Annotated in this window: 16 protein-coding genes; 4 read left to right on the top strand and 12 right to left on the bottom strand. The window is 72.3% G+C overall.

The annotated features are described in order from the left end of the window. Both pyrF and WME96_RS18980 read right to left on the bottom strand, forming a co-directional pair. Entirely contained in the window at positions 1-774 is a 774-nt protein-coding gene (pyrF, locus tag WME96_RS18985; protein ID WP_437291521.1) for an orotidine-5'-phosphate decarboxylase, read from the bottom strand. Positions 775-792: 18 nt separating this feature from the next. Beyond that, positions 793-1557, bottom strand: a complete 765-nt coding sequence (locus WME96_RS18980; protein WP_061616324.1) for a hypothetical protein — start codon at positions 1555-1557, stop codon at positions 793-795. 463 nt (positions 1558-2020) lie between these two features. Between WME96_RS18980 and WME96_RS18975 the strand changes: the two genes are divergently transcribed. After that, the gene (locus tag WME96_RS18975) at positions 2021-2236 is read left to right on the top strand and encodes an acetyl-CoA carboxylase biotin carboxyl carrier protein subunit (RefSeq protein ID WP_437291520.1); all 216 of its coding nucleotides are present in this window, start codon (positions 2021-2023) and stop codon (positions 2234-2236) included. A gap of 81 nt (positions 2237-2317) precedes the next feature. Here WME96_RS18975 and WME96_RS18970 read toward each other — a convergent pair whose 3' ends face one another. Further along, the gene (locus tag WME96_RS18970; protein ID WP_437291519.1) at positions 2318-3340 is read right to left on the bottom strand and encodes an MlaD family protein; all 1023 of its coding nucleotides are present in this window, start codon (positions 3338-3340) and stop codon (positions 2318-2320) included. 209 nt (positions 3341-3549) lie between these two features. Between WME96_RS18970 and WME96_RS18965 the strand changes: the two genes are divergently transcribed. Continuing rightward, on the top strand, positions 3550-4290 hold the full coding sequence (locus tag WME96_RS18965) for an ABC transporter ATP-binding protein (protein WP_437291518.1): 741 nt from the start codon (positions 3550-3552) through the stop codon (positions 4288-4290). A gap of 14 nt (positions 4291-4304) precedes the next feature. Here the strand turns inward: WME96_RS18965 and WME96_RS18960 are convergent, their stop codons facing one another. Together WME96_RS18960 and WME96_RS18955 are read right to left on the bottom strand one after the other, a co-directional pair. Further along, complete coding sequence (locus WME96_RS18960) at positions 4305-5162, bottom strand: MlaE family ABC transporter permease (RefSeq protein WP_437291517.1); 858 nt, start codon at positions 5160-5162, stop codon at positions 4305-4307. A gap of 15 nt (positions 5163-5177) precedes the next feature. Further along, complete coding sequence (locus tag WME96_RS18955) at positions 5178-6053, bottom strand: MlaE family ABC transporter permease (protein ID WP_437291516.1); 876 nt, start codon at positions 6051-6053, stop codon at positions 5178-5180. 323 nt (positions 6054-6376) lie between these two features. Here WME96_RS18955 and WME96_RS18950 point away from each other — a divergent pair, with 323 nt between their 5' ends. After that, positions 6377-7315, top strand: coding sequence for a DMT family transporter (locus WME96_RS18950; RefSeq protein ID WP_437291515.1), 939 nt, complete (start codon positions 6377-6379; stop codon positions 7313-7315). Between the two features lie 6 nt (positions 7316-7321). On the opposite strand, the gene WME96_RS18945 is transcribed toward WME96_RS18950, so the two are convergent. The 4 genes from WME96_RS18945 to WME96_RS18930 all read right to left on the bottom strand — a co-directional run bounded on the left by WME96_RS18945 (position 7322) and on the right by WME96_RS18930 (position 11512). Then, positions 7322-9061: a cation:proton antiporter gene (locus tag WME96_RS18945; RefSeq protein WP_437291514.1), complete on the bottom strand. Its 1740-nt coding sequence runs from the start codon at positions 9059-9061 to the stop codon at positions 7322-7324. A 126-nt stretch (positions 9062-9187) separates the two neighbouring features. Next, positions 9188-9862 (bottom strand): glutathione S-transferase N-terminal domain-containing protein, encoded by a 675-nt coding sequence (locus WME96_RS18940; RefSeq protein ID WP_437291513.1) that lies wholly within the window; start codon positions 9860-9862, stop codon positions 9188-9190. 49 nt (positions 9863-9911) lie between these two features. Continuing rightward, a complete protein-coding gene (locus WME96_RS18935; RefSeq protein ID WP_433936910.1) occupies positions 9912-10874 on the bottom strand; it encodes an NAD-dependent epimerase/dehydratase family protein in 963 nt (320 codons plus the stop codon). Then, positions 10871-11512 carry a class I SAM-dependent methyltransferase gene (locus WME96_RS18930; RefSeq protein ID WP_437291512.1) on the bottom strand — a complete coding sequence of 214 codons (642 nt, stop codon included), beginning with the start codon at positions 11510-11512 and terminating at the stop codon, positions 10871-10873. The genes WME96_RS18935 and WME96_RS18930 overlap by 4 nt, the downstream gene beginning before the upstream one ends. 464 nt (positions 11513-11976) lie before the next feature. Here WME96_RS18930 and WME96_RS18925 point away from each other — a divergent pair, with 464 nt between their 5' ends. Continuing rightward, on the top strand, positions 11977-14586 hold the full coding sequence (locus WME96_RS18925) for a S8 family serine peptidase (RefSeq protein ID WP_437291511.1): 2610 nt from the start codon (positions 11977-11979) through the stop codon (positions 14584-14586). Between the two features lie 9 nt (positions 14587-14595). On the opposite strand, the gene WME96_RS18920 is transcribed toward WME96_RS18925, so the two are convergent. The 3 genes from WME96_RS18920 to WME96_RS18910 all read right to left on the bottom strand — a co-directional run bounded on the left by WME96_RS18920 (position 14596) and on the right by WME96_RS18910 (position 17078). Continuing rightward, on the bottom strand, positions 14596-15723 hold the full coding sequence (locus tag WME96_RS18920) for an RtcB family protein (protein ID WP_437291510.1): 1128 nt from the start codon (positions 15721-15723) through the stop codon (positions 14596-14598). After that, a complete protein-coding gene (locus WME96_RS18915) occupies positions 15720-16043 on the bottom strand; it encodes a ribosome-binding factor A (protein ID WP_437291509.1) in 324 nt (107 codons plus the stop codon). The genes WME96_RS18920 and WME96_RS18915 overlap by 4 nt, the downstream gene beginning before the upstream one ends. Positions 16044-16367: 324 nt before the next feature. Beyond that, a complete protein-coding gene (locus WME96_RS18910) occupies positions 16368-17078 on the bottom strand; it encodes a hypothetical protein (protein WP_437291508.1) in 711 nt (236 codons plus the stop codon). Positions 17079-17271: the final 193 nt, after the last annotated feature.

Raw genomic sequence — 17271 nt, 5'->3', positions numbered from 1 at the left:
TCAGCGCGGGGGGTGAAGCGTGTGGGCGATTTCCTGCACGATCGACCGGGCCGCGGCGAGCGGGTCGGCCGCGTCGCGGATCGGCCGGCCGACCACCAGGAGATCGGCGCCGGCCGAGATCGCGGCCGACGGCGTGGCGATGCGCTTCTGATCGTCGGCGCGGGCGCCGTCCGGCCCCGGACCGAGGCGGATGCCCGGTGTCACGAGGAGCTCGCCCGGCCCGAGCGCCTGCCGCAGCGCCGGTACCTCCTGCGGCGAAGCGACGAACCCATGGATGCCGGCGGCGCGCGCGAGCTGCGCCACCCGGACCACGTGCTCCGACGCGCTCCCCTGGATGCCCTGCGCGGCGAGATCGGCCTCGTCGAGCGACGTGAGCATGGTGACGGCGAGCAGGATCAGATCCCGGGAGCGCGCCGCCTCCTGGGCCGCGCGCCTCAGCATCTCGGCGCCGCCGGCCGCGTGCACCGTCAGGTAGCGGACCCCGAGCGCGGCGGCGCTCGCCACCGCGCCGGCCACCGTCGCGGGGATGTCGTGCAGCTTCAGATCGAGGAAGACGTCGAGCCCGAGCTCCTTGCCGATCTCGACCGCGCGCGGCCCCTCGCGGACGAACAGCTCCAGTCCGACCTTGAGCACGCCGATCGACGGCGCGACGCGGGCCGCGGCCGCCCTGGCCTCGTCCAGGCTCGGGTAGTCGAGCGGGAAGACGAGCCTGCGGCGCGCCTCGTCGAGCGAGCTGCCGCCGAGGCTCGTCCTCTGCCTCACGGAGTTGGGCATGCGGTGAACCTGTCCCGATCAGAGGCAGCTACAGAGCGGATCGCCAGGGGCGCAGTTGCAGGGAGCCTTGGTGCCACCGCCGCTCGCCGGGGCGCCGCCGGCGGCCGGACGGCCGCCGCCGCCGCGACGGAGCTGCTCCTGCTTCTGCTGCTCCTGCTCGAGCTGCTTCTGGAGCGAGAGGCGCGTCGCCTCGTCCTTGGCGGTCGCGAGCTGATCGCGCAGCCCGGCCATCTTGCCCTCGGACTCCTTGAACTGCGCCTCGAGGCGCTTGTTCGCCTCCTCGAGCTCGCGCGCCCTCGCGGCTTCGGCCGCGATGCGCGCCTCGTTCTCCTGGGCCGACTTGACGGCCGCGATCGTGACGCCGCCGATCACCAGCACGCTGGCGACGGCGCCGCCGATGAGGAGCTTGCGCAGCTTCTTCTTCGACTCGTCCTGCTGCAGCGCCGCGAGCGAGCGCTCGTGGTGCTGCTGCGCGGCCATCGCCTCGAGCCGCGCCTTCTGCTCGGCCTCGACGCGCGCCTTCTCGATCTCGGCCTGACGGATGGCCTCGAGGCGCGCGGCCTCCTCGCGGGCGCGGCGCTCCTCGTTGCGGCGGCGCTCCTCCTCGGTGCGGATGCGCAGCTCCTCGGCCTCGCGCGCGGCGCGCTCCGCCTCGACCCGGGCCTTCTCGGCGGCGGCGGCGGCGGCGGCCTTCTGGGCCTCTTCGGTCTTGATGCGATCCTCCTCGAGGTTCATCAGCTCCTTGAGCGAGAACAGGACCGAGCTTTCCTTCTGTTCCGACATGACCTCGTGGCTCCTTCGATCGAGCGCGTGCGGTTTGGCTACCGGGGGGCGTTGCGGAGACCCTGCAGGTCGCCCTGGGCGGGGCCACCAAGCAGGGAGATTGTGACCCGCAGAGCGGCTTTCACGCAATTATTCACGACAACCGCGACCCTCGTCACGCCGAGGAACCGCGGAGCCGGCAGGCAGATTATCGCCGTGGTGCACGGTGGGTACCAGCGGAAATCGCAGCGCTCCGTCCCTTCCACGTCCGCTGCCGTCCGTGAGCGTCCGTGAGCGTCCGTTACCCCCGTTGCGCTCTGCGTATACCCGCCTGCGGCGCCGTGGACACGCCGGGCGACCTGTGCCGTCGCCGAGGGTGCCCGGGGCACGCTCGGACGGGGAGCACCCGACGCGGCGCCGCCGCGCGCGTCCTGGGTACGGTACCGTTGGATTCTCGACGGCTCTCCGGTAGCTTCGCGCGCCCATGGCAAAGGTCATCAAGGCGCACATCACCGGTACGGTCTGGAAGATCGAGGTCAAGCCGGGCGACAGGGTCGAAGAGGGGACCGTCGTCGTCATCCTCGAGTCCATGAAGATGGAGATGCCCGTCGAGGCGGAAGACGAGGGAACGGTGGAGGAGATCCTCGTCACCGAGGGGGCCTCGGTCACCGAGGGCGCGGCGCTCGTCAAGCTGGCCTGACCGCCCGGGCCGGCCGGCGCCCGTCCTTCGCGCCCACGGCATGCGCGCGCCGGCGTCGACGACGCCGGCGCGCGGCGGCGCTCACTCGCGCCAGAAGAACTTCCAGGGGTTGTGCTTGAGGTCGCGCGCGAGCTCCTGGAGGTCATCGAAGAGCTGCTCGTCCATCACGAGCGCGCCCACCGTCCCCTTGCCGCGCTTGACGTGGGCGAGGACCTCCTGGGCGTCGGCGGTCGCCGCCCTCGCGCGGCCCGCGATCTCGGCGATGTCGTCGAGCGTCTTCTTGATCTTGGCCTGCTCCGCCTCGCTGCCCACGGTGGCCGAGAGCCGGCGCGCGTTCGCCAGCGTCTCGCGCGCGTCCGCCATGAGCGGCGGCAGATCCCGCGCGGCCGTGCCGCTCACCTGATCGGCGTTCGCGAGGATCCGGTCGATCTGCGGGTTGTTCACGTACTTCTGCCGGGCGTCCTTCACGAGCTCGGTGCCGTCGAGGCTGATCTGCTCGACGTTCTCGGCGATGCGGTCGAGCCGGTCCTGGTTGCGGTGCATGAAGTCGCCGGTGCCCTTCAGCGTCTTCCGGAGCCCGTCGAACGCCTCGCCGACCTCCTCGCGGTGCTCGCGCATCGCCGAGACGGTCGCGTGCAGGAGCTCGTATCCCTCGGCCAGGAGCATGTCGAGGCGCGGCGGGTCGAGCCCGCGGACGACCGCGTTCTCGGCGAGCACCGGCCGGTCGTTCGAGCCGGGCTCGATCGCGAGGAACTGCTCGCCGAGCACGCCCTGCGTCGTGACGTAGAAGGTGGCGTTGTCGTGGATGCTCTGCTGATAGCGCTCCTCGATGCGCACCTGGATCCGCACGAGCGGCTCGCGCCGGCCGTCCTTGCCGGGCTGGCCGCCGCGGAACTGGATCTCGCTGAGCTTGCCGACCTCCACGCCGGCGATCTTCACCGGCGCCCCGGTCTGGAGGCCGCCCGGGTTGTCGAAATCGACGTAGATGGAGTACTTCGGCTGGAAGTTGACCCCGCCCATCACGAGGATGAAGGTGGCGAGGAGCCCGATCGCCGTAAGGATGAGGATCCCGACTTTGACCTCGATCGACCGCGGGCTTGCCATGGGCCTATCATCTTCTCCTATCTGGCGGCGGGGAGGTGAGGGAAATGGGCCAGGATCCGCCTGTCGCAGCGCAGTATCCCACGTGAGCGCCGTGACGCTTCGCGCTGCCCTGTCGCTGCATCGCGCTGCATCGCCGCTGTCATGCGTTGCCTTACCGCTGCCATGACCTCACTTGCCCTGACGCAACCGTTCTTGCCTCGAAAACCGCGATGATTTCGTTCCGGAATGTCAGAAAATCCTTTGGCGCCAAAGAGGTCCTGAAGGACGTCTCGTTCGACGTCGCCGACGGTGAGGTGTTCTTCATCATCGGGCAGTCGGGCGTCGGGAAGAGCGTGCTCATCAAACACCTCGTGGGGCTGCTCTACCCGGACGGGGGGGAGATCTGGCTGGACGGCGAGGACGTCAGCCGCTTCGACGAGGCGCGGATGTACCCGGTGCGGATGAAGTGCGCGATGGTCTTCCAGCACTCGACGCTGTTCGACTCGATGACGTGCGCCGAGAACGTCGCGCTCCCGCTCCGCAAGCACAAGGGGCTCAAGCCGAAGGAGGCGCTCGCGGAGGCGCGGCGGCGGCTCGAGCAGGTGCACATGCGCGAGTTCGGCGACCGCTTCCCGCCGGAGCTCGGCGACGGCATGCGCAAGCGCGTCGCCATCGCGCGCGCGCTCACGCTCGACCCGCGCTACGTGCTCTTCGACGAGCCGACCACGAGCCTCGACCCGGTGAGCGCGCGCCGCGTCGACAAGCTGATCCGCGAGCTCAGCGACACGCTCGGCGTGACCAGCATCGTCGTGAGCCACGACCTCGTCAGCATCTTCACGATCGCCGATCGCATCGTCATGCTCTATCAGGGGCTCGTCCGGCTGCTCGGCGATCGCGGCGCGTTCCAGGGCTCGCCGGACCCGGTCGTGCGGCAGTTCATCACCGGGAGCGCCGAGGGGCCGATCGAGTAGCGAGGCGCGCGCGGCTAGCGGAAGATCAGGAACGAGGCCGCCGAGATCAGCATGTTCAGCACGATGACCGCGAGCGAGGAGTTCACGACCGCCCGCGTGGTCGCCCAGCCGACGCCCTCGCTGCCGCCGAACGTCGACAGGCCGGAGTGCCCGGAGACGACCGGGATTGCGGCGCCGTAGGCGAGGCACTTCGCGAGGCCGGTCGCGAGGTCGCCCGCGTCGACGAGGCTCGCGTTCATGAACGTCTCGGGGCTCACGTCGAACATGCTGTACGCGGTGATCATCCCCGTGGTGAAGGCGACGGCGGCGCTCCAGACGAGCAGGCACGTGGTCATGAGCAGGCTGGCGATGAACCGCGGCTTGAGCAGGTAGTCGATCGGATCGGCCGCGCTCATGCGGAGCGCGTCGACCTGCTCGGTGACGACCATCGAGCCGATCTCGGCGGCGATGCCCGCGCCGACCCGCGTGGCCAGCATCAGCGCGCCGATGGAGGCGGCGAGATCGCGCACGAGCAGCTCGAGGTAGGTCGCGCCGAGCATGGTCAGATCCGGGATGACCCGCTTCGCCTGCTGGCCGGCCTGGAAGACCATGATCATCCCGATGAAGCCCATCACGACTGTCAGGAAGAAGAGCGATTTGTTGCCGATCTCGTACATCTGCAGGAGCACCGCGCCCGGCTCGCGGCGGCCCTTCACGCAGTAGTAAAGCGTCCTTACAAATACGGAGTAGAGCTCGCGGGCGGACCGGAAGAGCGATAGCGCGGCGCCGCCGAGCGCGGCGACCCCGGACAGCTCCGGCGCGACGTCCCGGAGCTCGCTCGAGGGGGGGCCCGCGCTCGCGCGATCCCGGAAGCTCTGGTCGGAGGGGTGCATGCGCGGCGCCGTCGATCAGTCGAGCGTGAACGAGACGAAGTAGTCGAGGATGAAGATGCCGGCGGCCGAGGCGACCACGGTCGCGTTGACGGCGCGGCCGACGCCGGGGGCGCCGCCGGTCACGCCGAGGCCGTACTGGCAGCTCGAGAGCGCGAGGACGACGCCGAAGACCACGCTCTTGACGAGGCCGCTCATGACGTCCCCGATGCCGAGCAGGCCGCTCGTGAGGCCGTTGTAGAAGACGGCCGGCGCGACGCCGAGCAGGAGGTCGCCGGTGAGCGCGGCGCCGATCAGCGCGAGCGCGTCGGCGAAGATCACCGAGAGGAGCAGCGTGAGGACCATCGCGAGGAAGCGCGGGGCGATGAGGAAGCTCACCGGGTCGATCGCGAGGACGCGGAGGGCGTCGATCTGCTCGGTGACGACCATGGTGCCGAGCTCGGCGGTGTTGTTGGCGCCGACGCGGCCGTTGATCATGAGCGCCGTGAGCAGCGGGGCGATCTCGCGGAGCGTGCCGAAGCCGGCGCCCCAGCCGAGCAGGCCGTGCGCGCCGAACCGCTCGACCAGCGGCGCCGCCTGGATGACCATGATCGCGCCGGTGAAGAGGGCGGTCACCACGACGATGGGCATCGACTTGACGCCCATCTTGTAGAGGTTGCGCATGAACTCGGCGCCGTCGACGCGGAGCGTGGCCACGCGCGCCGCGATCTGACCCGCGAGCATCGCCATGCCGCCCACCGTGGCGGCAATCTGGAGGAAAGAGCCGCCGAGCTGGTGGACGCCGGAGGGCTCCGCCGCGACCGGCGCGCGCCGCCGCGCCGGGCGCGGGCCGCCGGAGGGGGCGAGCGCCGCCGGGCCGCGCGCGGCGGTGCCTGGGCCAGCGGGAGACGTCATGAGACCCGGGAGCTTAGCCCAACGCCCCGGCGGAGCGCGCCCGATCCGACGCGATCCGACCCGCGCGGACGCCTGGACGTCTGGTCAAGCGGGTGATCGTCCTCTACCTGAGATGCGGTTCCCACGCTCGACCCCCTGTGCGATGGCAAACGCGTGGTTCCACGCGCAATGCCGTCGCGCCTCACGCCGGGCGAGCGCGCGGGCCGGCAAGGACGGTGACGACGGCGAGGGCGATGTCCGGTCTGCATCGCTTGATCTTCGTGAGCCGCCGTCGTGAGCCGCGTGAACCTTTGAAGCTCGTGAAAGAGAGAGAAGCAGAACCCATGTCGATCGGCGAGCGCGTACACGCCTTCAGCGACGAGCACCGGACTGGCCTCCTCGACGACGGCCGGACGTTCGCTGTCCTCTCCGCGGCGACGTTCGCGCTGAAGGCCATCTTCGTGAAGCTCGCGTACGCCGCGCACCCCATCGACGCGGTGTCGCTGCTCGCGCTGCGGATGGGCATCGCGCTGCCGTTCTTCCTGTGGCTCGCCCGCCGCGAGCGCGACGCGACCGCCGAGCCCATGACGCCCCACCTCTGGGGCGGCGTGCTCGTCGTCGGGTTCCTCGGATACTACCTGTCCAGCCTCTTCGACTTCATCGGGCTGACGTACATCAGCACTGGCCTCGAGCGTCTGATACTGTTCGTGTATCCGACGCTCGTCCTCCTGATCGGCGCGGCGTGGCTGAAGCAGCCGGTGCGCGGGAAGGCCTGGGGGGCGCTCGCCGTCTGCTACCTCGGCCTCGCGGCGGCCGTCTGGCACGATCTCGAGCAATCCGGGGACGCGCGGGCCGTCGCCGTCGGGGGAGCGTGGGTGTTCGCGAGCTCGGTGACGTACGCGCTTTATTACATCGGCGTCGGCAAGCTCGCCTCCAGGGTCGGCTCGACGCGCCTCGCGGCGTACTGCGGGGCCGCCTCGTGCCTGATGGTGCTCGCGCACTACGCGGCGACCGGGAGCCCCGCCAGGCTCGCCGAGCTCCCGGCCTCGGTGTGGGGGTACGCGGCGGCGATGGCGACGATCAGCACGGTGCTGCCCATCGTCCTGCTCGCGGCCGCGATCCGGCGGCTCGGCGCGGGCCGCGCCGCGACGTTCTCGACGCTCGGCCCGGTGCTCACGATCGCGTTCTCCTGGGTCATCCTGGGCGAGCCGTTCACCTGGCAGCAGGTCCTCGGGCTCGCGCTGGTCGTGGGCGGCGTGACCTGGCTCGGCAAGGCGCGCTGACCCGGCTCAGCCGGCCTGCGCCGGCTGGCCGAAGAGCTCGCTCCGGACGCGCTCGCGCTCGCGCTCGATCTGCTCGGCCGTCGCGCCGAGCCGCACGAGCAGGCGCTCGGTCATCGAGAACGCGACCTCCGCCTCGCCCGTCACCACGACGTCGGCGCCGGCCTTCTTCAGCGGCGCCACCTCGCGCAGGTAGAAGGCGCGCGCGAGGACGAACAGGCTCGGGTTGATGCCCTTCGCCTGCTCGATCACCCCGTCGCCGGGCGCGCCCGCCGACGTGAACAGCAGGCTGTCCGCCTTGCCGATCCCGGCGCGCTCGAGGATCTCCCGCTGCGTGGCGTCGCCGTAGATCGCGCAGATGCCCTGCGCCTGGAGCGTCTTCACCGTGTCGAGGTTCAGCTCGACCACGGTCGGCTCGATGCCGTTCTCCCGGAGCAGCCGCGTCAGCGTCCTGCCGACAGGGCCGTAGCCCACGACGATGGTGCGGTGCGCGAGCTCGTCCACCGCCGCCGCATCCTCGCCGGCGGCGCCCCCGGCGGCGGCCGCGGCGGCCTGGCGGCGCAGGAAGAAGGCCGACGTCCACCGCGCGAGGCGGTCGCGGGCGCTGAAGAGCAGCGGGTTCAACGTGATCGACACGATCGAGGCGACGACGAGCACCTGCGTGGCCTCGTCCGGCATGACGCCGAGCTGCCGGCCGAGCGTCGCGAGGATGAACGAGAACTCGCCGATCTGCGCGAGCGAGAGGGCCACGGCGAAGGCGGTCTTCATCGGCCGGCGGAGCAGCACCACCACGATGAGCGCGGCGAGCGGCTTGCCGAGCAGCACGACGGCGAGCGTCGCCGCGGCCACGGGCCAGCTCGCGGCGAGCTGCGACGGGTCGAGGAGCATGCCCACCGAGACGAAGAACAGCACCGCGAACGCGTCGCGCATCGGGAGCGCCTCCGACGCGGCGCGCGAGCTGAAGTCGGACTGGCCGACGACGAGGCCGCCGAGGAAGGCGCCGAGCGCCATCGACGAGCCGAAGAGCATCGCCGAGCCGACCGCGACGCCGAGCGCGACGACCAGGACCGTCAGCGTGAAGAGCTCCCGCGAGCCGGTCCTCGCCACGTAGCCGAGCAGCACGGGGATGGCGCGCTGCCCGACGATGAAGGTGAAGGCGACGAGCCCGGCGAGCTTCAGGACCGCGAGCCCCACGGACATCGCGATGCCCGCGCCGCCGCCGGAGGCGCCGCCGACCAGGCCGGGGAGCAGCACCAGCACGAGCACGGTGAAGACGTCCTCGAGCACGAGCCAGCCCACGGCGAGGTGGCCGGCGGGGGTGTGCAGGACGTGGCTGTCGCTCAGGACCCGCGTGAGCACGACGGTGCTCGCCACCGAGATCGCGATGCCGAAGACGACCGACGCGGCCCACGACCAGCCCGCGGCGCGGCCGACAAGGGCCCCGAGCGCCGTCGCGACGGTGATCTGCAGGAGCGCGCCGGGCACCGCGACCTTCCGCACGGCGAGGAGCTCGCGGACGTGAAACTGCAGGCCGACCCCGAACATCAGCAGGATGACCCCGATCTCCGCGAACTGGTCCGCGATCGCCTTGTGGGCCACGAAGCCTGGCGTGAACGGGCCGACGAGGATCCCGGCCAGCAGGTACCCGATGATCGGGGACAGCCTCAGGCGCTGGGTGAGGAAGCCGAGCGCGAGGGCCGCCGTGAGCCCGCCCGTGAGCGTGAAGATGAGGTCGAGGTCGTGCGGCATGTCCGGCACTAGTAGCGCTTCTCGTGGTCGGCCGCAGCCGCTGCTTCGCGGGGCGACGAGGTTCGCGGCGCGCGCGGCGCGGGGCGGGATCGCGGCGCGTCGGGCGCGGCCGGACGGCGAGCTCCCCTACTTGCCGACGACGCCGATCGCCTCGTACTCCTCGATGAAGTGCGGCTCCTCCCTGGCCTTCGCGATCCACTCCTGCATCGCGGGGAGCCTCAGGATCGACTCGACGTAGCGCCGTGATACCGCGTCGAGCTCGACCCCGTACGTGTCGAACCGCGTCGCGACCGGCGCGTACATCGCGTCCGCCGCGCTGAAGCGCCCGAACAGGAACTCGCCCTCCTGGCCGAAGCGCGCTCGGCAATCACCCCAGATCGACTGCACGCGCGCGATGTCGTGCGACGCCGCCTCCGTGATCGCCACGCCCTGGATCTTCCGCCGCACGTTCATCGGCAGCGCGGTGCGGAGCGCCGCGAAGCTGCTCGCCATCTCGGCGCTCACCGCCCGCGCGACGGCGCGCGCGTCGCGCGCGTCAGGCCAGAGCTTCGCCTCGGGGGAGAGCTCTGCCACGTACTCGGCGATCGCGAGCGACTCCCATACGGTGAGCGCGCCGTGCTTCAGGGCAGGCACCTTGCCAGAGGGGGAGTGGCGCTGGATCTCCGTCGTGCGTTGGCCCGGCCCCCGGAGCGGGATCATCACCTCGTCGAACGCGACACCGGCGTGCTTCAGGAGAAGCCAGGGCCGGAGCGACCACGACGAATAGGACCTGTTTCCGATGTAGAGAGTGAGCTCTGCCATGCGGCGGAGCCTACCATCGCCGACGACCCGTGACGGCGCGCAGAGCGCCTCACGCCGCCGGCTCGCCCCCGAACACCTCGCTCGCCAGCGCCTCGACCGCCATGCGCACCGCCTCGTCGCTCGTGTGGCGCACGCGAAAGCCGAGCGCGGCCAGCTTGCTCGGATCCATCCGCGATCGCGGCACGTCGCCGGGCCAGCCGCGCTCGCCGCCCTGATACCGGATCACCGCGTCCGGGTAGGGCGACGCCGCCACGCACAGCTCCGCGATGCGGGAGACGCTCGTCGCGTCCTCGGGCGCGAGGTTGTAGATGTTCAGCCGCTCTCGGGCCCGGTCGAAGCCGAACAGGATCCCCTCCGCGCAGTCCCGGACGTCGAGGTACGGCTTGGACTGGCGCCCGTCGCCGAGCACCTCGAGCTCCGTGCGCCGATCGCGCAGCTTCTTGAGGAAGTCGAGCGCCGCGCCGTGCGTCCCGCGCGGACCGACGACGTTGCCGAAGCGGTAGATCCACGCCGTGAGGCCGAAGCACTCGACGTAGGCGCTGATGAGCGCCTCGCCCGCGAGCTTGCTCGCGCCGTACAGCGAGATGGGCAGGGCGCCGAGGTCGCCCTCGGCGCATGGGCGCGCCGTGTCGCCGTAGACCGTGCCGGAGGACGAGAAGATGAGCCGGCCGACCCCCGCGCGCCGCGTCGCCTCGAGCACGTTGTACGTGGCGATCGTGCCCTGATCGAGGTCGAGCCGCGTCCGCGCGAGCCCCCAGCGGGCCTCGGGGTTCGCCGCGAGGTGCACGACGAGGTCGTGCCCCGCCATGGCCCCGGTGAGCCGCTCCAGATCGAGGGCGTCCGCCTCGATGAGCGTCGCGCGCCCGGAGGCGAGGTGCGGCGCCACGAACGCGCGACGCCCGACCGAGAGGTTGTCGTACAGCGTCACGGGGCCGCGCTCGACCAGCCGATCCGTGAGGTGGCTGCCGATGAACCCGGCGCCGCCGACGACGAACGATCGGAGCTCCGTCATCGCGCGCCCCCCGCGGCCTGCGCGGCCACGCGCTCGATCCGCGCCGCGAACTGCAGGCGATCCTGGGTGACGAGGCGGAACGGCAGATCGTGGATGCGCAGCGGCCACTCGAGGCCGGTGATGCGCCCGCCCGCGCCGCGGACGAGGTCGACGAGCTCGCCCGGGGTGAAGTAGGTCCCCCGCACCTCGACGCCCGGCGCGGCGTTCCCGACGAGATCCATCCAGAGCAGGATCTTCTCCGAGACCGGGCCGAAGCGGAAGTGATCCTTGAGCGCGACGACATGCGACGCGACCCGGAGGGCCTCCGCGAGCAGCGCGCCGGGGCGCGCGCAGTGGTGCAGCACGTCGGAGAGGAGCACGGCCTCGAACTCCGCGTCGGGGAAGGGGAGGCGCTCGCCGTCGTACGCGACGACCGGCAGCGCCGCCCCGGGCCGCGCCTTCACGTCCACGCCGACGACGCGTCGCGCGCCCACGCGCCGCGCGACCTCGAGCGCGACCGTGCCGTCGCCCGCGCCCACGTCGAGCAGCGACGCCGCGCGGCCCACCTGCGCGGCCAGCGCCCGCGCGACGCGGCCCACGCGGGGCACGTGGACCAGGCGATGGTGCAGCGAGAACAAGGCGTGTTCCAGGACCGTCATCTCACATCCCACATCCGCCCCGGCGCCGCCCGCGCCGGAGAGCCGCGCCACGCTAATCGAGCGCACGGGGACCGGCAACGCCCCGGGGCCATCCGTCATCGGACGGCGCGCGCCGAGCGCCGGGAGCCCGCGGGCAGCCCTCGCGCGCCGGGCGGCGCGGCCTGACAGGACAGCGACGACATCGCGAAGAACAACCCATCTGCAGGACTGCCATCGAGGCGCCCTGGACCGCGGAATCGGCGTGAAGTCGGCGCGCTCCAGCGCTCCTGACATGAAGCCTGAAGCGCGGATTTCATGGCCGTCGACCCGAACGGAGGGCCGCCGAGAGACAAGCACTCTTCCAGGGTCTACGGCGATGACCGCTCCGGGCTCGCCGCTCGCGCTGTAGTCGCCCGCTCGGGCTTGACCGATTCGCGACATCGAACATAGCTGAATCGATGGTCGGCACGCGCGGAAAGGGCTTCATGAGACATCGTGTGCGCTGGTTTTGCCTGGCCTCTCTCTACATCGCTGTTCCGGGGTGCAGCGGAGAGCCTGGAGACAAGGAAACGGGCCAGGACGCCGCGCCTCCGGGCGGCCCGGCGCCCGGCGAGGCGACGTTCGCGCCGGATGAGCCGACGGAGCTCTGGTTCGTGGAGTTCGAGGGCGCGCCGGCCGTGAGCGGCGGCGGGCGCGCGCGCGTCACGGGCCTCTCCGACGAGGACCGTGAGCGGTTCCGGCGGACGGCCGCGGAGCGAGGACTCCGGTACAAACAACGGTTCTCGTTCGATCGTCTCTGGAATGGACTCTCCGTCCGCGTCGCGCGCGAGGGCGCCGAGGTGCTCGCCGACATGCCCGGGGTCAAGGCGGTCTATCCGGTCGTGCCGGTCGACCTCGACGTCGTCCGCGCCGCGACGACGGTCGAGCCGGACCTCGCCGTCGCCGGCGACATGTCGGGCGCGGACGTCGTGCGCCGGGACCTCGGCGTGAGCGGCGACGACATCCGCGTCGGCGTGATCGACAGCGGCGTCGACTACCATCATCCCGATCTCGGAGGCTGCTTCGGCCCGGGGTGCCGCGTGGCGTTCGGCCACGACTTCGTCGGCGACGACTTCGCCTCCGGCGACGCGAACCGGCAGCCCGCCCCCGACGACGACCCCGACGATTGTCTGGGCCACGGCACGCACGTCGCCGGCATCATCGGGGCGAACGGGATCGTGCAGGGCGTTGCGCCCGACGTGACCTTCGGCGCCTACCGGGTGTTCGGCTGCCGCGGCGGCTCGCGCGCCGACATCATCCTCAAGGCCATGGAGCGCGCGGCCGACGACGGCATGGACGTCGTCAACATCAGCATCGGCACGCCGTTCCAGTGGCCGGACTACCCGACCGCGGCCGCCGCGAGCGCGCTCGTGGCGCGGGGCGTCGTGGTCGTCGCCTCGATCGGCAACAGCGGCGAGAAGGGGCTCTGGGCCGCGGGCGCGCCCGGCGTGGGCGAGGCGGTCATCGGCACCGCGTCGATCGACAGCGCGCGCGTCACCCGCCTGTCGTTCACCGCGGCGCCGGGCAATGTGGCGATCGGCTATACCCGCGCGGTCGGCAGCCCGCCCGCGCCGCTCTCGGGGAGCGCCCCCCTGGCGCGCACCGGGACGCCGACCAGCGCGCGCGACGGCTGCGCGCAGCTCCCGGCCGGCAGCCTCGCGGGCAAGATCGCGCTCGTCCGGCGCGGCGGCTGCCAGTTCCCCGAGAAGGCCGCGCGCGCGCAGGCCGCAGGCGCGGTCGGCGTCGTGATCTACAACGATCGCGCCGGGACGATGACCCCCTCGGTCGTGGGGCGCGACCGGATCACCATCCCGGTCGTGGGGATCGCGCAGGCGGACGGCGAGCTCCTCAACGCGCGCCTCGACGCGGGCGCCGTGACCCACACCTGGACCGACCGGGCCGTTGCCGCGCAGAACGGCACCGCGGGCCAGATCTCGGGCTTCAGCTCGTACGGCCTGAGCGCGGCGCTCTCCTTCAAGCCGGACCTCGCCGCGCCCGGCGGCTCGATCTACTCGACGATCCCGGTCGAGCAGGGCGCGTACGACTCGCTGAGCGGCACGTCGATGGCGGCGCCCCACGTGGCCGGCGCCGTCGCGCTCCTGCTCGGCGCGCGCCCGGAGCTCTCCCCGGCGCGCGTGCGCGACGTGCTGCAGAACAGCGCGATCCCTGCGCCGTGGGGCGGCGATCTGGGCGCCGGGTTGCCGGAGAGCGCGCACCGGCAGGGGGCCGGGATGATCCGCGTCGACCGGTCGATCCGCGCGACCACGCTGATCAGCCCCGGCAGGCTCGCGCTCGGCGAGAGCGAGGGAGGACCCGCCGCGCGCACGCTGACGCTCGAGAACGTGGGCGCGCACGACGTCACCTACGACCTGTCGCACGCGCCCGCGGCGTGCGCTACGGGCGACGACCACTGGGCCCCGAGGAGCGGGACGACCGGCGCCGCGCGCGTGGACTTCAGCGCCCCGAGCGTCACCGTGCCGTCCCTCGGGAGCGCGACCGTCTCGGTCACCATCCGGGCGAACGACGCGCTCGCGGACGGCGGCCTGTTCGGCGGCTACCTGGTGTTCACGCCGCGCGGCGGCGCGGCGGACGGCGCGCTGAGGGTGCCGTACGCGGGCTTCAAGGGCGACTACCAGCGCGTGCCCGTCCTCAAGCCGTCGGGGCACGGGGCGCCGTGGCTCGGCAAGGTGAACGGCACGCGCGTGACACCCGAGCCGGGCGGCGCGACCTACACGCTGGCGTCGGGCGACGTCCCGGTGGTGATGGTCCACTTCGACCACGGTGCGGAGCGCCTGACCCTGGACGTGATCGAGGCCGCCACGGGCAAGCCGTGGGGGCGGGCGCTGGAGCTCTCCCACGTCGGCCAGAGCTCCTCGACGACGGCGGTCACGCGGTACGCGTGGAAGGGCACGACGAGGCACGACGGTCGGTCCGTCGTCGTGCCGGACGGCGATTACCTGATCAAGCTGCGCGCGCTCAGGGCGCTCGGCGACCCGGGCAACGAGGCGCACTGGGACACGTGGACGTCGCCCGTCGTCACCCTCGACCGGCCGTGACGGGCGCGCTCAGGGCGCCTTGTAGACGAGCACCGGCCGGAGCCGGCGGACGACGCGCACGAGCTCGCGTTGCGCCCGCATGACCGCGCCGATGTCCTTGTAGGCCGAGGGCGCCTCGTCGCGCAGCCGGTCCGCGAGGCGATGATCGAACCACACACCCTCGGCCTCTCGCAGGAGCTGCCGCGCGCCGACGCGGCGGCGCGCCTCGCCCCGCGGCAGCGCGCGCCCGGCGCCGTGCGCCGACGAGCCGAGCGCGTCGGGGTGGCCGCGCCCCGCGACGTGGAAGCTCGGGCTCCCCATCGATCCGGGCACGGCCCCCAGCTCTCCCTCGCCGAGCCCCATGGCGCCCTTGCGGTGCACCCAGAGCGCGCGCCCGCCGTGCTCCTCGCGCCGGACGTGGTTGTGGTCGACCTCGAGGCGCGACGGCGCGTCGACGTCGACGCCGAACAGCTCGGCGAAGAGCGCCGCGGCCTCGGTCGCCATCCACGCGCGGCTCGCCCGCGCGTACCCGGCGGCCCAGCTCGCATCCGCGAGGTACGCGCGCCCGGCCTCGCTGTCGGCCTCGAGGAAGCGGACGCCCGAGGGGTCGCGCGCGGCAAGCGCCTCGTGGTGCTGCCGGATCGCCGGTCCCATGGCGCGCGAGCCGCTATGGAGGAGCAGCCAGAGCGCGCCCTCGTCGTCGCGCTGCACCTCCAGGAAATGGTTGCCGCGTCCGAGCGTGCCAAGCTCCATCCGTCCCTCGCGGCGCTTCATCGCCTCGAGCCCCGGCGCGCCGAGCCGCGCCTCGGCGAGATCGTCGGGCAGCGGCGGGGCGCTGGCGGCCCGGTGCAGGGCGTGAGGGACGCGGCGGTACAGCCCGGTCAGGAGCCGCGCCGCGCGATCGCGGTCCGCGAGCAGATCGGCGTCCGCGCGGAGCCGCAACGCGACCATACCGCAGCCGATGTCGCCGCCGACCGCCGCAGGCAAGAGGCGCCGGGTCGTGGCGGTGACCGTGCCGACGCACACGTCGTCCGCCACGTGGGCGTCGGGCATGACCGCGATGTGCGCGACATCCTCGGTGCGCGCGAGCCGCGCGAGCGATGCGCTGAGCGCCCCGCTCGCGCCGCCCGGGAGCCACGCGGCGATGCGCGCGCTCACGGCTCTCCCTCCGGCGGCAGGACCTGGAAGGCGAGCGTCGGCGCGCGCTTGCGCGTGATCGCGCCCGCCACCTCCGCGCGCACGTAGCCCGAGACCTTCTCCAGGCGCGCCGCGACGACGTCCGGCGGCGTGCCCGGACCGACCTGCACGACCACCGCGAGCCGGCTCGCGTCGGGCGCCGGCTCCACACTCATGACCCAGACGCCCTGAAGGACGTCATCGTGGAGGGTGGCGAGCGCGTCGCTCACCGCCTCCTGCACCTGGCGGCAGAGCTGGCGCTCCTTGCGCTGCGTCTTCCGCGCCGCCGTCCCACCGAACAACGAACCTGCATCCACGACGGAGCGCGCGCTGTCGCGGCTCCGCAACCGATCTTTGCCCATGCCATGCTCCCGAGGGCGCGGCGACACCTACGCGTCGGCCGCGCAGTTCCAGCGACACGCGAGATGAGCTCGGGGATGTGAGCCTCGCTGGCGCGCTCAGCGGCGCGTCAGACCGAGGCTCGTCGATGCAATCGGGTGCATGGCGGGCCTCCTTCGCCGGTAGGGTGCAGGAGCGAGGGCAGGCGCGCAAGGCGCGCGCCGTGCCCGCGTCCCGCGAGACGCGCGCGCCTGCGCCTCACCGGCACCCGCCCGGCGACCACGGCGTCACGTCGCCTGGCGGTAGGAATGCGCGTGCGCGGCGCACTGGCGCTCGGCGACGGTCGCCACGTAGCGGAGCATCCGGCGCGTGACGAGCTGCATCAGGGGCGCCGTCAGCGCGTCCCAGAGGAAGAGCTGCCGCCGCGTCCGCGTGTCGGTCGCGCGGATCCGCGCCTCGTACGAGAGCAGCGTGCGGCGCTGCCCGTAGGGCGTCACGACGAAGCTCGCGGCCCCCTTGATGTGCCCGGGGCAGTCGAACGCCTTGAACTCGGCGGCGGTCCGCCCCGAGAACAGGCTCTCCGTGCTCATCGGCCGCGCGATCGCGCCGACGGCGATCTCGGAGCCCTCCTTCTCGGCCAGCTTGATCTGGCCGTAGTCCTGGACGTTCTGGAGCGAGACCCGCGCGGGCGCGGGCAGCGGCGCGAGGCCGAGCCGGCGCCGGGCGCGCCGCACGTCGGCCACCCGGAGCGCGAGGACCGCGCGGAGCACCAGAGAGCGGCTCTTCGCGAAATCCACCCTCCTCAGCGCGGCATAGGTCACCTCCGGAGGCGCCATCACCACGATCTCCCGGTTCACGACGATATCGGCCTCCGGCAGGAACGACTCGAGCAGCGTGGGGCCAGCGGCGGCGCGCTGCTGTCCCTCGTGCGGGACCTCCGTCGTGGCCTGTCCCTCTTCGTGCCGGCTCTCACCCTGTTGTGTCGAGATGCTCTGCATGGCGAAGTACCCCCCGCGGAGATTCCTTGGGACAGGCGCGACGGATCGCCACCGGGCGTCTCCTGCTTCTGGAACGCGAGGGACGGAGAGCGCCTGGAATGTCAGGTGGGTTCAAAGGGTGCGAGATCGACGCGATGACCACGTGGAAACGCGAGATGACGATGAGAGAAAAAGAACGGGAATCACACAGCGC

It is taken from the genome of Sorangium sp. So ce406, from assembly GCF_051474675.1.
Classification (GTDB): Bacteria; Myxococcota_A; Polyangia; order Polyangiales; family Polyangiaceae; genus Sorangium; species Sorangium cellulosum_G.
Note: the sequence above shows the minus strand (reverse complement) of the source record. Positions and strands in the feature narration are given on the sequence as shown.